This window comes from Bordetella petrii (assembly GCF_000067205.1).
Lineage (GTDB): Bacteria > Pseudomonadota > Gammaproteobacteria > Burkholderiales > Burkholderiaceae_B > Bordetella_A > Bordetella_A petrii.
This window is the reverse complement of the sequence record NC_010170.1, coordinates 384,776-399,713: the sequence shown is the minus strand read 5'-3', so window position 1 is coordinate 399,713 and position 14,938 is coordinate 384,776. Positions and strand designations below refer to the sequence as shown.

Below are 14,938 nucleotides of genomic sequence, written 5' to 3'. Positions count from 1 at the left end.
CATGTCCGCCGCTCCCGCCACGATGCCCGCCCCCATCCTCCGGCAAAATCTACCCGCCTTGTTCGCGCCGCGCCCCGCCGACGCCCACAAGGGCACGTGCGGCACGGTGGCGGTAGTGGGCGGCGGCGCCGGCATGGCCGGAGCCGTGCTGCTGGCCGCGCGGGCGGCGTTGAAAACCGGCGCCGGCAAGGTGCTGGCGGGCTTTGCCCAGGCGTCCTGCCCACTGGCCTGCGATCCGCTGCAACCTGAACTGATGCTGCGCGATGCCGCCAGCCTGTTCCAGGCGGGCCTGCCGGTCGACGCCTGGGTGGCCGGCTGCGGCCTGGGCACCGATGCCCAGGCGCGGGCCACCCTGGACGCCCTGTTCGCGCAGCGCGGCGACGCGCCGCTGGTGCTGGACGCCGACGGCCTGAACTTGCTGGCCGGCGGCGCATTGCCTGCCTGGGGAACGGGGCCGGTCATCCTGACGCCGCATCCCGCCGAAGCCGCTCGGCTGCTGGGCACGGACACCGGGGCGGTACAGGCCGACCGCCCGTCGGCCGCCCGCGCCCTGGCCAGCCGCCACGGCGCGTGGGTAGTGCTCAAGGGCGCGGGCACACTGGTATGCCGGTCCGACGGCCTGTGTCTACGCAATATCACCGGCAACGCCGGCCTGGCCACGGCCGGCACGGGCGATGTCCTGGCCGGCATGCTGGGCAGCCTGGTGGCCCAGGGCATCGCGCTCGACCAGGCCGTGCCGGGCGCCGTCTGGCTGCACGGAGCCGCCGCCGATGCCCTGGTGGCGGCACGCATCGGCCCCATTGGGCTGACGGCCGGCGAACTGGCGGATGCCGCCCGACAGTTGCGCAATGGCCACGGTTAGCCACCGTTACAACTTATCCACAGATTCATGTTGCATTGCACTTAGGGTTATCCCTATAATGGTTTACCCCATGACGAAACGGACTGGAGAAAGACCATGAGCGAACTGACCCTGAACCCCAATGCCCGCCTGACCGATGCGCTGGAACGCGACCTGCTTCGCGGCGCAATGGAAAGCCAACCGAATGCCCACCCGCTGGTGCTGCTGAAGCAGGCCGGTAACGCGATCGCCCGCGGCGTCGTCGCCTTTGTCGACTACGTCGCCGAAGTGAACGACGCCATGAATCGCGCCCGCGCCGCCAGCGCCCGCTACGCCGGTTCGCAGTGGTAATTGCCCTCCGGTTTGCCGCCCGCCCCTGAAAAGGGCCGGGCGGCAAAACTGTACGCGTCTTGCGCGTGTCCAAGGCGCCGCACCCCGAAGCGGGGAGCGGCGCCTTGTCGTTTCTGGCTTGTGGGTTGCATTTGTTGTGACGCAATATCGATATGTGTGATTGACAACGCGGGAAGCAGCTTCCGATAATCGCCCCCTTGTCACGATTGATTGCATCTGGCGGCACCCTGCCGGCAGTGGCGCAATCGGTCCCGTCGACCTGGAGCCTTCATGAAACTGCGTACTTCCCTGGCCTTGCTAGCGGCCAGCGCCGGCCTGGCCGCCGCCCCCGCCGCCCTGGCCCAGACCCTGACCATCGCCCTGTCGTCCGAACCGACGTCCGCCGATCCCCACTATCACAAGCAGACGCAGAACGACGCGTTCGCCGCCCATGTCTACGACTCGCTGATCTACCGCAGCGCCGACATGAAGCTCAAGCCCGGCCTGGCCACGTCGTGGAAAAACCTGGATGACCTGACCTGGGAACTGAAGCTGCGCGAAGGCGTGAAGTTCTCGAACGGCGAGCCGTTCACCTCGCAAGACGTGCTGTTCTCGGTGTGCCGCACCCTGAACAACAAGACCAACATCTCGCAGTCGTACATGACGGTCACCAAGCTGCTGACCGACGTGCAAACGCCTGACGCGCATACGGTCATCCTGAAGACTGCCGAGCCCTTCCCGCTGATGCCGGCCGAACTGGCGCGGCAATTGCCCATCATCTGGAACGGCATCGTCGAGCACGGCGCGCTGAAGTTCACGCCCAAGGAAGGCTGCGGCGTCACCGGTCCCTGGCCCACCGTGGCCGACTTCAACAGCGGCAAAGACGCCATCGGCACCGGTCCGTACAAGCTGAAGTCGTACGTGAAGGGCACCGGCATCGAGCTCGAGCGCAACGAAGGCTACTGGGGCGACAAGCCGCAGTGGAAAACGGTGAAGTTCGTGCCCGTGCCCAATGCCGGCCCGCGCCTGACCGGCCTGCTGTCGGGCGACTTCGACGTCATCGAAAACCCGGCCGCGCGCGACCTGCCGCGCCTGAAGGAAAACGGCAACTTCGGCTACGTGGCCACGCCGTCGACCCGCCTGATCTTCTTCCAGCCCGACGTGGGCCGCAACCCCAGTCCGTTTGTCAAGAGCCCCGACGGCAAGAACCCGCTGCAGGACCTGCGCGTGCGTCGCGCCATCAACATGGCCATCGACCGCAAGACCATCAACGCACGCATCATGGACGGCCTGTCGACCCCGGCCTACCAGTACATGCCTGACGGCATGTTCGGCGCGCTGCCCAAGGCTCCCGAGATCAAGTACGACCCGGAAGGCGCCAAGAAGCTGCTGGCCGAAGCCGGCTACCCCGATGGCTTCGAGCTGACCCTGTCGTCCACCAACAACCGTTATGTGAACGACGGCCAGGTGACGCAGGCGGTGGCGCAGTACCTGTCGCGCATCGGCATCAAGACCCACGTCGACGCCATGACCGCCTCGATCTACTTCCCCAAGCGCGCCAAGCGCGAGTTCAGCTTCGCCATGGGCGGCTGGCCGGCCGAGACCGGCGAAGCGTCGGCGCTGTTCCAGCTGTGGGTGGCCTCGACCGACTCGGCCCGCAGCCTGGGCACCAGCAACTACGGCGGCTTCTCGAACGCCGACTTCGACAAGGTGTACGAGCAGGCCATCGTGACGGTCGACCCGGAAAAGCGCGAAAAGCTGCTGCAGCAATCCACGCAGATCGCGCTGGATAACCTGCCGCTGATCCCGCTGCACTTCGAAAGCAGCATCTGGGCGTTCCGCAAGGGCCTCACCTACGAAGGCCGCCGCGACCAGTACACCCTGGCCATGTCGGTGCATTCCAAGTAATCGCGCCACACCGGCGCCAGCCAGGTGTTTGACACCTGCCCCAAATGCGCCGAGCCGCTTGAACAGGTCAGGTGTCTGACTCCCGAAGGGTGTCAGACACCGCGATCTGAGTCATCCATGCACATCGGTGTCAGGCACCCTGCGGGAGCCTGACACCTGACCCAAATGTGCCGCGCCGCCTGACACCTGCCCAGAATGCACCGCGCCGCCTGACACCTGCCCAGAACGCACCGCGCCGCGTGCACCGGTCAGGTGTCTGACTCCCGAAGGGTGTCAGACACCGCGATCTGAGTCATCTATGCACATCGGTGTCAGGCACCCTGCGGGAGCCTGACACCTGCCCCAAATGTGCCGCGCCGCCTGACACCTGCCAGAATGCACGCGCCGCGTGCACCGGTCAGGTGTCTGACTCCCGAAGGGTGTCAGACACCGCGATCTGAGTCATCTATGCACATCGGTGTCAGGCACCCTGCGGGAGCCTGACACCTGCCCCAAATATGCCGCGCCGCCTGACACCTGCCCAGAACGCACCGCGTCGCGTGCACCGGTCAGGTGTCTGACTCCCGAAGGGTGTCAGACACCGTTGCCTCGACCTCATCAATACGCGCCTTCAGGTGTTCGATGAAGCGCGCGACACCGGGCGGCAGCAGCCGCCCTTCCATGGTCTGGATCTGCAAGTTGCGCGATTGCAGCTCGGCGCTGACCACGGGCAGCGCCACCAAGCCGTCCTGCTTCAGGCGCCACGCCACCGAAATGTACCCGGCGAACATCACCGCGTTGGAATGCCGCACAAAGCCGTGCAACGCCGGCGAATAGTTCGAGATCAACGCCGCCTGCAACTGCATGTCTTCCAGCGCGCAAGTGCGGTTGAGCAGGCGCCGGGCGGTGCTCTTGTCGTCGGTCAGCGCCAGCGGGTACGCCAGCACGTCTTCCAGCCGCAGCCGGCTGCGCCCGGCCAGCGGGTGAGTGGCCGCCATCACGGCATAGACGGGCGCGCGCCAGGAATGCGCCACCGCCACGCCCTGCGCCGGCTCGACATTGAACGACACCGCCACATCGATATCGCCGTTGGCGAGCTGGCGCATGGATTCAGGCGGCGTCAGCACGTGCAGGGAGAAGCGCGTGCGCGGATAGCGTCGCCGGAAATCGACCATGGCCACCGGCAGGAATCCCTGCGCAGGCCCTTCCGAAGCGCCCACGCGGATCTCGTCGTGCGGCGTGCCTTGCAGTCCGGCGATCTGCCGCAGCACTTCATCCGACTCCATCTGGGTGCGCCGCGCATGCGCCAGCAGCAGCCGCCCGGCCTCGCTCAAGGCCATGCCGCGCGGCGCCCGCTCGAACAATGGCGCGCCCACTTCTTCTTCCAGGCGGGCGATCTGGCGGCTGATGGCCGATACGGCCACGTGCAGTTGCTTGGACGCGGCGCTCAGGCTGCCGGCCTGAGCCACCGCCACGAAGTACTTCAGGGCAATTCCATGCATGGTGTGGTACCGATGTGATGAGACCGGGGTGGGTCTCCAGGGTTGCTTTGCCAAAAAAGCAAATAGTTTCGCAAATATTCTAATTGTCGAGAAAGCAGAGCCGCTCCTAGAATCTGCCTCAAGATAAGAATCGGCATCGCGCCAGCCCGCGGCTGGCTGCTCGCTCAGGGGGAAAAGTGTTCCTGGCTGCCTCTCCGGCCCGCCTTTGCCAGGCGGTATCGGCATCGCCTCCTGCGCGCGCGCTGCGCCGCGTGCCGCCCGGCTCGCGCCGCTGGCGGTGTCGATGTGTCCCCTGTTTGCGGAGCGCCCATGTCCACTCCTGATGCCGCAGCCTCGCTGCGCCCGTTTGAACTCGCCTGCCCGGACCTGTCGGCCGAGCGCCTGGGCAATACCGGCACGCCGGGCGTATGGCACTTCGATTCGGGGGCGCCCGGCCGGCGCGTGATGCTGACGGCGCTGATCCACGGCAACGAACTGTGCGGCGCCTGGGCGCTGAAAACATTCCTGGCCAGCGGGCTGCAGCCGCGCCACGGCACACTGACGCTGGCGTTCTGCAATCTGGCGGCCTTCGACCGCTTCGACCCCGCCAATTACCTGCCGGCCCGCTTTGTCGACGAAGACATGAACCGGGTCTGGAGCGACGACAAGCTGGCCGACCCGTCCTCCCAGGAACGCCGCCGCGCCGCTGCGCTGCAGCCCTGGGTCGCCCAGGCCGACTGGCTGATGGACTTCCATTCGATGAGCAATTCGGAAGTGCCGCTGCAGCTTACCGGACTGCAGCCGCGCAACATCGAACTGGCGCTGCAACTGGGCACTCCGGCCAACATCATTGCCGATGCCGGCCATGCCGCCGGGGTACGCATGCGCGACTACGGCCGCTTCGGCGCCGACGGCGACGACACGCGCTCGCTACTGATCGAATGCGGTTTTCATGGAGCGCCGCAGGCGCGCGACGTGGCAATCGACCAGATGGCCCGCTTCCTGGTGGCCGCCGGCGCCTTCGCGCGCGGCGACCTGCCGGCCGCCTGGTTCGCGCCCGATGCGCCTCGCCAGCAGGCGCTGCGCGTCACGCATGCCATCGCCGCGCGCAGCGCCGACGTGCGCTTCGCGCAACCGTGGCGCGGACTTGAGCAGCTGCCGCAGGCCGGCACGCTGCTGGGCTGGAATGACGGCGAACCCTTCGTCACGCCGTACGATAACTGCGTGCTGATCATGCCTTCGCTGGCCAACGTGCGCCCGGGCGTGACCGTGCTGCGCCTGGCCCAACCCATCACCCAGGCCCCTGGCCGGCCTGCCTGATTTCGCGGTACCGACAACGAAAGCCCTACGCCCAGGAGAAAACACCCATGCACGCTTCCTGCATCCGCGCGGCGGCCATGGCCGCGCTGTTCGGCCTGGCCGCCGGCGCGCAAGCCCAGTCGCTGAAGATCGCACTGGCTTCCGAGCCCACGGCCATGGACCCGCACTACCACCAGGCCACGCCGAACAATGCGATGGCCTCGCAAATCTTCGAAACCCTGGTGGCGCAGGACGCCAAGATGAGCCTGGTTCCCGGCCTGGCCACGTCGTGGAAGGCGCTGGACGACACGACCTGGGAATTCAAGCTGCGCGAAGGCGTGCAGTTCTCGAACGGCCAGCCGCTCACCCCGCAGGATGTGATCTTCACCTTCTGCAGGGCGATGAACAATGAAGAATCCATCGCCGGCTCGTATGCGGCGGTGGTGAAGAAGTTCGCCGACGTGCAGGCCACCGACGCCCACACGCTGCGCATCAAGACGCTCAAGCCCTATCCCCTGCTTGCCAACGACCTGACCCGCACCGGCATCCTCTGGAGCGGCATCGTCGAGCACGGCCCCATCACCTTCGACCTGGAAAACAAGTGCGGCGTGACCGGCCCCTGGCCCAAGGTCGCCGACTTCAACAGCGGCAAGGACGCCATCGGCACCGGCCCGTACAAAATGAAGTCGTACGTGAAGGGCGCCGGCATCGAGCTCGAACGCAACGACGGCTACTGGGGCGACAAGCCCGAATGGCGCAGCGTCACCTTCGTGCCGGTGCCCAATGCCGGCTCGCGCCTGACCGGCCTGCTGGCCGGCGACTTCGACGTGATCGAAAGCCCGGCCGCCCGCGACGTGCAGCGCATCAAGAGCACGCCGGGCTTCGGCTACGTGGTCACGCCTTCGGTGCGCGTGGTGTACTTCCAGTTCGACGTCGGCCGCGATGCCAGCCCGCTGGTCAAGGCGCCCAACGGCAAGAACCCGCTGCAGGACGTGCGCGTGCGGCGCGCCATCAGCATGGCCATCGACCGCAAGACCATCGTGGCGCGCATCATGGACGGCATGGCCACCCCGGCCAACCAGTTCCTGCCCGACGGCATGTTCGGCACGCTGCCGCATCCGCCCGAACTGAAATACGACCCCGAGGGCGCCAAGAAGCTGCTGGCCGAAGCCGGCTACCCCGATGGCTTCGAAATGACGCTGTCGTCCACCAACGACCGCTACATCAACGACGGCCAGATCACCCAGGCCGTGGCGCAATATCTGTCGCGCGTGGGCATCAAGGCGCACGTCGACGCCATGACCCGCTCGGTGTACTTCCCCAAGCGCGCCAAGCGCGAGTTCAGCTTCGCCATGGGCGGCTGGTCGTCGGAAACCGGCGAAGCCTCGTCGTTCCTGCAGTACTGGGTAACCTCGTACGCGCCGGACCTGGGCATGGGCACCAGCAACTACGGCCGCTATTCGAATCCCGAACTCGACAAGGTATTCCGCCAGGCCGTCACTACCGTGGACGACGCCAAGCGCGAAAAACTGCTGCAGCAGGCCCTGACCATCGCCCTGGCCGACCTGCCCAGCATCCCGCTGCATTTCGAAAGCAGCATCTGGGCGTTCCGCAAGGGGCTGACCTACGAAGGGCGCGCGGACCAGTACACTCTGGCCACATCAGTCAAGCCGGTCAAAGCGGCCCAATAGGGCCGGCCGGTAGTTTTCGCAAGACCCCAAGGAACGCATAACGTGGTTTTGTTTACCCTGCGCAGGCTGCTGCAAAGCCTATTCGTGATGCTGGCCGTCTCGGTCGTGGTGTTTTTCGCGGTGTATGCCGTGGGCGACCCGATCGAGCTGCTGGTCAGCCCCGAGGCCACGGTGGAGGCCCGCGCGGCCACCATCGCCCGCCTGGGGCTCGACCAGCCCATCTGGCAGCAGTATTTCACCTTCCTGTGGCGTGCCCTGCACGGCGACCTGGGCACGTCGTTCGTGCACGGCATCCCTGCCATCGAGCTGATCGTGCAGCGTATCCCCGCCACCTTCGAACTGGTGGTGGTGGCCATCACCCTGACCTGTCTGATCGGCATCCCGCTCGGGCTGGTGGCCGGCCTGTACCGCGACCGCCCGCTGGGCCGCGGCATCATGGCGACCTCGGTGCTGGGCTTTTCGCTGCCCAACTTCTGGCAAGGCATGATGCTCATCCTGCTGTTCGCCGTGTGGCTGGGCTGGCTGCCCGCCTCCGGGCGCGGCGAGACGGTCAGCGTGCTGGGCGTGCCGCTGTCCATCCTGACGGCCAACGGCTGGTCGCACGTCATCATGCCGGCCGTCAACCTGGCGCTGGCCAATATCGCGCTGGTGCTGCGCCTGACGGCCACCGGCGTGGCCGAGGCCCAATCGCAGGAATACGTGAAATTCGCGCGCGCCAAGGGCGTGCGCCCCGGACGCATCGTGCGTCGGCACATCCTGCGCAACATCCTGATTCCGGTCGTCACGGTGGTGGGCATGGAGTTCGGCAGCCTGATCGCGTATTCCACTATCACTGAAACCGTGTTCGCCTGGCCCGGCATGGGCAAGCTGCTGATCGACAGCGTCTACCAGCTCGACCGCCCGGTGGTGGTGGCCTACGTCATGCTGGTGACGCTGATCTTCGTGATAGTCAACTTCATCGTCGATATTCTCTATGCCGCGCTCGACCCGCGCGTGCAGCTCGTCGCTCCCGCACAGTAACGCCATGGCACATTCATCTTCCCCCGGCCGCACGCGCACCATCCAGCCTCTGGCCGAGACCCCGCGCCGCGCCGCCATCCTGAAAAAACTGCGCGGCCGCCCCACCGTCACCGGCTCGGCCATCGCGCTGATCATCCTGATGGTGGTGGTGCTGGCCGCGCCGTTCTTCGCGCCGCAAAACCCCTACGACCTCGCCAACCTGAACCTGCTCGACGGCCGCCTGCCTCCAGGCGCCGCCTCGATGGACGGCAAGATTTACCTGTTGGGCACCGACGACCAGGGCCGCGACATGCTCAGCGCCATTCTGTACGGCCTGCGCATCAGCCTGATGGTGGGCCTGTCGGCGGTAGGCCTGGCCACCGCCATCGGCAGCATGGCCGGGCTGGTGGCTGCCTACGTAGGCGGCTTCGTCGACACCATGCTGATGCGCATCGTCGACTTCATCCTGGGCTTTCCCACCATCCTGGTGGCGCTGGTGCTGCTGGCCATGATGGGCCGCGGCGTCGACAAGGTGATCCTGGCGCTGGTAGTGGTGCAATGGGCGCACTACGCGCGCATCATGCGCGGGCGCGCCCTGCAGGAACGCCGCAAAGAATACGTGGAAGCCGCCGCCAACCTGGGCTTTCCGGCCTGGCGCATCATGGTGTTCCACCTGTTGCCCAATTGCCTGGGGCCGGTGATGGTGTTCGCCACCATCCAGATCGCCACCGCCATCGCGCTGGAAGCCACGCTGTCGTTCCTGGGAGTGGGCGTGCCCATTACCGAGCCATCGCTGGGCCTACTGATCGCCAACGGCTTCCAGTACCTCCTGTCGGGCGACTACTGGATCAGCATGTTCCCGGGCGTGGCCCTGCTGCTGCTGATTCTTACCATCAACATCGTGGGCGACCGCCTGCGCGAAGCCCTGGACCCGCGACGAGCATGAGCGACGTGATTCTTCAGGTGCGCGGGCTGCGCACCGCTTTTCATACCGAAGCCGGCGCCTGGCCGGCGGTCGATGGCGTCGACCTGACCGTGCGCCGCGGCGAAATCCTGGGCCTGGTCGGCGAGTCCGGCTCGGGCAAATCGGTCACCGGCTTTTCGCTGCTGGGCCTGATCGACCCGCCGGGCGAAGTGGTGTCCGGCGAAGTGCTGTTCAAGGGCCAGGACCTGCGCATGCTCGATGAAGAAGGCATGCGCCGCCTGCGCGGCAACCGCATCGCCATGATCTTCCAGGATCCGCTCATGACGCTGAACCCGGTGCTGCGCATCGGCGAGCAGATGATGGAAGCCATCCTCACGCACGAGGCCGTGCCTGCCGCCCAGGCCCGCGAGCGCTGCCGCGAGGCCCTCGCCATGGTGGGCATTCCCGCCCCCGAGAAACGCCTGGACAGTTATCCGCACGAGTTCTCGGGCGGCATGCGGCAGCGGGTGGCCATCGCCATCGCCATGCTGAACAACCCCGACCTGATCATCTGCGACGAGCCCACCACCGCGCTGGACGTCACCATCCAGGGTCAGATTCTGTATCGCATGCAGGAAATCTGCCGCAAGAACGACACCGCCCTCATCTGGATCACCCACGACCTGGGCGTGGTGGCCGAGCTGGCCGACCATGTGGCCGTGATGTATGCCGGGCGCATTGTCGAGGCCGGCCCGGTCGAGCAGGTGCTTGACGCGCCGCGCCATCCGTATACCCGTGGCCTGCTCGACTCGATGCCGGCCAACGCCGCGCCCGGCGCGCGGCTGCACCAGATCGAGGGCATGGCCCCCAGCCTGGCGGGCCGGCCCGCCGGCTGTGCGTTCCGCCCGCGCTGCCCCAACGCCATCACCCGCTGCGCCGAACAGGCTCCCGCCGCCGTGCAGGAAGGCCCGCGCAGTTTCCGCTGCTACGTACCGATCGCCCGCGAGGCCGCCACCGCATGACCCCGCAAGAAACTCCCGTCATCGAACTGCGCAACGTCCACAAGCGTTTCGAGCACCATCCCGACCTGGCCCAGCGCATGCTGGCGCTGGCCGGCAAACCCATCGACCGCCGCACGGTGCACGCCGTCAATGGCGTAGACCTGGCCATCCAGCGCGGCGAGGTGCTGGGCCTGGTCGGCGAATCGGGCTGCGGCAAGTCCACGCTGGGACGCGTGGTGGCCGGCCTGCATCGCCAGACCGAAGGCGAACTGCTGTACCAGGGCCGCTCTACCGCCAGCCTGCGCGGCGCCGACCTGCTCGCCTACACGCTGGGCGTGCAGATGATCTTCCAGGACCCGCAGGCCTCGCTGAACCCGCGCCAGCGCCTGCGCCAGATCCTGGGCGAGGCCCTGAAAGTGCATAAACTGGCCCCGCCGGCCGAAATTCCCGCGCGCATCGACCGCGCCTTGTCCGAAGTGGGGCTCGACCGCGAATACCGCGACCGCTTTCCGCACCAGATATCCGGAGGCCAGCGCCAGCGCATTGGCATCGCCCGCGCGCTGATGGTGTCGCCCAAGTTCCTGGTGTGCGACGAGCCGGTGGCCGCGCTCGACGTATCGATCCAGGCGCAGGTGATCAACCTGTTCATGGACCTGCGCGAACAGCACGGCTTTACGTACCTGTTCATCAGCCATGACCTGGGGGTGGTCAAACATATATCCGACCGCGTGGCCATCATGTACCTGGGCAAGATCGTCGAGCGGGCGCCGGCCGCCGAGATCTTTACCCGCGCCAATCACCCCTATACCCAGGCCCTGCTGGCCGAAGTACCCGACGTCAGCCGGCGCGGCCGCAAGTTCACGCCCATCCAGGGCGAGATCCCGTCGCCGCTGAACCCGCCGCCGGGCTGCACGTTCCATCCCCGCTGCCCGCACGCCATGCCGCGCTGCCGCGAGCAGGCGCCCGCCCTGAAAGAAATCGCGCCCGGCCACTGGTCGGCCTGTCACCTCAACCCCTAGTTTCGCCGCCCTCCATGAAAGCAGAGATGTCCAACGCCGACCGCATCGCCCGGGAACTGGGCCATGCCGGCCGCAACGCCATTGCCTATGTCGACGACGACCGCAATGCCGACCGCCCGTTCACGCTGCAGACCTATCGCCCCTACGGCTACACGCCCGACCGCCCGGTGGTCATGGTGCAGCACGGCGTGCTGCGCAACGGCGACGACTACCGCGACTTCTGGATCCCGGCCGCCGACAAGCACAACGTGCTGATCGTCGCGCCGACGTTTTCGAACGACATCTGGCCCGGTGTCGATAGCTACAACAATGGCCGCGTCTTCAGCGCCGGCGGCAATCCCCGCCACATCGACGGCTGGACGTACGCGCTGGTGGCCAAGGTTTTCGCCGACCTGCGCGCGGCCGGCATCACCGAAGTCGAGCAGGCCCACCTGTTCGGCCATTCGGCCGGTGGCCAGTTCGTGCACCGCCTGATGAGCAGCCAGCCGCACGCGCCCTTCTGCGCCGTCACCGCCGCCAACCCGGGCTGGTACACCCTGCCCACCTTCGATCACCGCTATCCCGAAGGCCTGGACGGCGTGGGCCTGACTGAAGAACACCTGGTGCGCCTGCTGGCCTACCCCATGACCATCCTGGCAGGCGACCAGGACATCGCCACCGACGACCCCAACCTGCCGTCCGACCCTGCCGCGCTGCGCCAGGGTCCGCACCGCTATGCGCGCGCCCATCATTATTTCGAAGCGGGCCAGCGCGAGGCGCAGCGCCGCGGCGTGCCGTTCGGCTGGAAGCTGCAGACCGTGCCCGGCATCGGCCACGACGGGCGCGCCATGTCGGCTGCTTGCGCCAGTCTCTGGTTCGAAGGCAAACTGCCCAGCGACGCCGAACTGGCCCGGCTGGCTGGCCAGCAGGTTGCCTGATCCTTTCTTCCACCGCCCACCAGGAACGCGCAGCATGTCATTGCCCTCTACCGAAGCACTCGTCGCCGGCATCCAATCGTGGGTGCAATGCGAATCGCCATCGAACTCGCCGCAAGGCGTGGCCGCCATGGCCTCCCTGGTCGAAGCGCAGGCGCGCGCCGCCGGCCTGACGGTCGAGGTCACGCCGCTGGGCGCGGATACGGGCCCGCTGCTGTATGCCACCAACCGCGCGGCCGGCGATACGCGCCCCGGCATCCTGGTGCTGGCGCACCTGGACACCGTACACCCCATCGGCACGTTGCAGGACAACCCCTGCCGCATCGAAGGCGACCGCCTGTACGGCCCCGGCAGCTACGACATGAAAGGCGGCATCTACCTGGCGCTGGCCGCGTTGTCCACGCTGGCGCAGCCTGACAGCACACGCCTGCCGGTGGATTTCCTGATGGTGCCCGATGAAGAAATCGGCAGCCATGCCTCGCGCGCCTCGATCGAGCGCTACGCCGCCAACGCCAAGTACGGACTGGTCTGCGAGCCGGCCCGCCCCAACGGCGGCAAGTGCGTCACGGCCCGCAAGGGCACCGGCATGCTGCGCCTTAACGTCAAGGGCCGGCCGGCCCACGCCGGCATGCAACACGAAAAGGGCCGCAGCGCCATCCGGGAAATGGCGCACCAGGTGCTGGCGCTGGAATCCATGACCGACTACGAACGCGGCGTGACGGTCAGCGTAGGCACCATTGCCGGCGGCACGGTCACCAATACGGTGCCGGCCCAATGCCGCTGCGTGGTCGATTTCCGCGTGCCCGACATGGGCGCGGCCGAAGACGTGCTGCGCCGCATGCGCAACCTGTGCGCGGTGGGGCCCGACGTGGAGCTGGACATCGACGTCGAACTCAACCGGCCGCCCATGGTACGCACCGATGCCGCCGCGGCGTTGCTGGAACTGGCGCAAGGCTACGCGCGCGAAGCGGGCTTCGACCTGGAAGAAGCCCCCATGACAGGGGGCGGCAGCGACGCCAACTTCACCTCGGCCATGGGCGTGCCCACGCTCGACGGCCTGGGGGCGGATGGCGATGGGGCCCACACCCTGCACGAGTACATCCTGGTTTCCACCCTGCAGACCCGCGCGAAATTCTGGCAACTGCTGCTGCGCGAACTGGCGTAAGGCAGATCCACCGCGCGGCTTGCCGGGAGTTGTCAGGCACCATTCGGCCACAGGACGGTGTCAGGCACCCTTCGGGAGCCTGACACCTGCCACGGCCTTGGCTCTGCCAGCCGTATTCGCTGTATCAGGTGTTCGGTTGTGTCAGGTGCACGACTGTGTCAGCCGCTCGACGTTGTCAGGTATTCGGCTGTGTCAGCCGCTCGGCGTTGTCAGGTATTCGGCTGTGTCAGCCGCTCGGCGTTGTCAGGTATTCGGCTGTGTCAGCCGCTCGGCGTTGTCAGGTGTTCGGCTGTGTCAGCCGTTCGGCGTTGTCAGGTGTCTGACTCCCGCAGATACCGTCTTGGCAGTCAAGCGGGTAACGCGTAATCGCTGCGATAAGGGGTGCGGTTTTTAAGCACGCCGAAGCATAAGTGAGCGAGCTTGCGCATGGCGGCGCCGAGAGCAGCCATCTTGCTCTTGCCGGCGGCCAGCAGGCGGGCATAGAGCGCCTGTATGTGGGGGTTATGGCGCACAGCCACGACCGCGGCCATGTACAGGGTGGCCCGCACCCGAGCCGGCCCGGTCTTGGACAGCCGAGGCCGGCCGTTCAGGCTGGTGCCGGACTGGCGCTGTACGGGCACCAGGCCCAGATAGGCCGCCAACGCCTGCGGCGATTCAATGCGCCGGTTATGCATGATCGACAGCAACGCGTTGCCGGTCTGTGGGCCGACCGCCGGGATGCTGGTCAGCAGGTCCCGGTCCTCTTTCAGGTCGGGATGGCGGTCGATATGGTCGTTGATCGCGCGCTCCAGACGCTTGATCTGCTCGGTCAGGAACGCCACGCTTTTGTCGATCGAGCCGGTGACCGGCTCGGGCGACTGGCCGAACTGGGCCTTCTCCTGCCGGTTGAGCTCACGCTGCAGATCCTTGGCCAGCGCCTCGTGCCGGGCCAGCAGCGCGCGCAGTTGCCGCGCGTGCAGCGGCGCCGGCTGCCAGGCCGGCGGGCACAGCGCCTGGCCATAGCGGGCCAGCACGTAGCTGTCGAGCTCATCGTTCTTGGTGCGCACCGCCAGCGCACCGGCAAAATCGCGCGCCTGCGCCGGATTGATCATCGAGACCGTGGCCCCCGCCTCATGCAACGCGGTGCCCGCCTGCTCGTGGTACGGCCCGGTCGGCTCGAGCACCACGTGCAACTGCTCGGGCTGCGCGCCTTGCTTGGCGCACCAGCCTAACAGCGCCTGAATCCCGGCCACCGTATTAGCCACCACCTTGGTCTTGCGCTTATCGCCCTCGGCGCCGACCAGCGCGCAGTTGAGCTTGGCCTTTGAGACGTCAATTCCCAGAAAAAACATCGACTTGGACTCCTAGTAAAATGGCCCCCAAGCCCACTGCGCCCACTTGCCTTGTTCATGCAGGGTCACTATGCCC

At 66.9% G+C, this 14,938-nt stretch carries 13 protein-coding genes; 11 read left to right on the top strand and 2 right to left on the bottom strand.

The genetic code is table 11. The annotated features are described in order from the left end of the window. The first annotated feature begins 1 nt into the window (after position 1). The 3 genes from BPET_RS01800 (at position 2) to BPET_RS01790 (ending at position 3,079) form a co-directional block, all read left to right on the top strand. Entirely contained in the window at positions 2-862 is an 861-nt protein-coding gene (locus BPET_RS01800; protein ID WP_012247384.1) for an NAD(P)H-hydrate dehydratase, read from the top strand. Between the two features lie 96 nt (positions 863-958). Then, the gene (locus BPET_RS01795) at positions 959-1,192 is read left to right on the top strand and encodes a hypothetical protein (RefSeq protein WP_012247383.1); all 234 of its coding nucleotides are present in this window, start codon (positions 959-961) and stop codon (positions 1,190-1,192) included. A gap of 270 nt (positions 1,193-1,462) precedes the next feature. Further along, positions 1,463-3,079, top strand: a complete 1,617-nt coding sequence (locus tag BPET_RS01790; protein ID WP_012247382.1) for an ABC transporter substrate-binding protein — start codon at positions 1,463-1,465, stop codon at positions 3,077-3,079. Between the two features lie 548 nt (positions 3,080-3,627). Here the strand turns inward: BPET_RS01790 and BPET_RS01785 are convergent. Then, on the bottom strand, positions 3,628-4,560 hold the full coding sequence (locus tag BPET_RS01785; protein WP_041862631.1) for a LysR family transcriptional regulator: 933 nt from the start codon (positions 4,558-4,560) through the stop codon (positions 3,628-3,630). 309 nt (positions 4,561-4,869) lie between these two features. On the opposite strand from BPET_RS01785, the gene BPET_RS01780 reads away from it, so the two are divergent. Genes BPET_RS01780 through BPET_RS01745 form a run of 8 tightly spaced genes read left to right on the top strand, consistent with a single transcriptional unit; the run spans position 4,870 to position 13,531 of the window. Beyond that, the gene (locus BPET_RS01780) at positions 4,870-5,859 is read left to right on the top strand and encodes a M14 family metallopeptidase (protein WP_012247380.1); all 990 of its coding nucleotides are present in this window, start codon (positions 4,870-4,872) and stop codon (positions 5,857-5,859) included. Between the two features lie 47 nt (positions 5,860-5,906). After that, complete coding sequence (locus BPET_RS01775) at positions 5,907-7,529, top strand: ABC transporter substrate-binding protein (RefSeq protein ID WP_012247379.1); 1,623 nt, start codon at positions 5,907-5,909, stop codon at positions 7,527-7,529. Positions 7,530-7,571: 42 nt separating this feature from the next. Next, complete coding sequence (locus BPET_RS01770; RefSeq protein ID WP_012247378.1) at positions 7,572-8,549, top strand: ABC transporter permease; 978 nt, start codon at positions 7,572-7,574, stop codon at positions 8,547-8,549. Positions 8,550-8,553: 4 nt separating this feature from the next. After that, a complete protein-coding gene (locus BPET_RS01765; protein WP_041862630.1) occupies positions 8,554-9,474 on the top strand; it encodes an ABC transporter permease in 921 nt (306 codons plus the stop codon). Continuing rightward, entirely contained in the window at positions 9,471-10,454 is a 984-nt protein-coding gene (locus tag BPET_RS01760; protein ID WP_012247376.1) for an ABC transporter ATP-binding protein, read from the top strand. Before BPET_RS01765 ends, BPET_RS01760 begins: the two co-directional genes overlap by 4 nt. Further along, the gene (locus BPET_RS01755) at positions 10,451-11,452 is read left to right on the top strand and encodes an ABC transporter ATP-binding protein (protein ID WP_012247375.1); all 1,002 of its coding nucleotides are present in this window, start codon (positions 10,451-10,453) and stop codon (positions 11,450-11,452) included. Before BPET_RS01760 ends, BPET_RS01755 begins: the two co-directional genes overlap by 4 nt. A 14-nt stretch (positions 11,453-11,466) precedes the next feature. Continuing rightward, on the top strand, positions 11,467-12,369 hold the full coding sequence (locus BPET_RS01750; protein WP_012247374.1) for a hydrolase: 903 nt from the start codon (positions 11,467-11,469) through the stop codon (positions 12,367-12,369). A gap of 34 nt (positions 12,370-12,403) precedes the next feature. Then, positions 12,404-13,531 carry a M20 family metallopeptidase gene (locus BPET_RS01745; RefSeq protein WP_012247373.1) on the top strand — a complete coding sequence of 376 codons (1,128 nt, stop codon included), beginning with the start codon at positions 12,404-12,406 and terminating at the stop codon, positions 13,529-13,531. A gap of 347 nt (positions 13,532-13,878) precedes the next feature. Here the strand turns inward: BPET_RS01745 and BPET_RS01740 are convergent, their stop codons facing one another. After that, complete coding sequence (locus tag BPET_RS01740; RefSeq protein WP_012247065.1) at positions 13,879-14,862, bottom strand: IS110 family RNA-guided transposase; 984 nt, start codon at positions 14,860-14,862, stop codon at positions 13,879-13,881. Positions 14,863-14,938: the final 76 nt, after the last annotated feature.

Coding starts and splice junctions, on each gene's coding strand:
- BPET_RS01775 (WP_012247379.1), top strand. CDS start 5,907: ATGCACGCTTCCTGCATCCGCGCGGCGGCCATGGCCGCGCTGTTCGGC.
- BPET_RS01760 (WP_012247376.1), top strand. CDS start 9,471: ATGAGCGACGTGATTCTTCAGGTGCGCGGGCTGCGCACCGCTTTTCAT.
- BPET_RS01740 (WP_012247065.1), bottom strand. CDS start 14,862: ATGTTTTTTCTGGGAATTGACGTCTCAAAGGCCAAGCTCAACTGCGCG.
- BPET_RS01755 (WP_012247375.1), top strand. CDS start 10,451: ATGACCCCGCAAGAAACTCCCGTCATCGAACTGCGCAACGTCCACAAG.
- BPET_RS01785 (WP_041862631.1), bottom strand. CDS start 4,560: ATGCATGGAATTGCCCTGAAGTACTTCGTGGCGGTGGCTCAGGCCGGC.
- BPET_RS01765 (WP_041862630.1), top strand. CDS start 8,554: ATGGCACATTCATCTTCCCCCGGCCGCACGCGCACCATCCAGCCTCTG.
- BPET_RS01800 (WP_012247384.1), top strand. CDS start 2: ATGTCCGCCGCTCCCGCCACGATGCCCGCCCCCATCCTCCGGCAAAAT.
- BPET_RS01750 (WP_012247374.1), top strand. CDS start 11,467: ATGAAAGCAGAGATGTCCAACGCCGACCGCATCGCCCGGGAACTGGGC.
- BPET_RS01780 (WP_012247380.1), top strand. CDS start 4,870: ATGTCCACTCCTGATGCCGCAGCCTCGCTGCGCCCGTTTGAACTCGCC.
- BPET_RS01795 (WP_012247383.1), top strand. CDS start 959: ATGAGCGAACTGACCCTGAACCCCAATGCCCGCCTGACCGATGCGCTG.
- BPET_RS01745 (WP_012247373.1), top strand. CDS start 12,404: ATGTCATTGCCCTCTACCGAAGCACTCGTCGCCGGCATCCAATCGTGG.
- BPET_RS01790 (WP_012247382.1), top strand. CDS start 1,463: ATGAAACTGCGTACTTCCCTGGCCTTGCTAGCGGCCAGCGCCGGCCTG.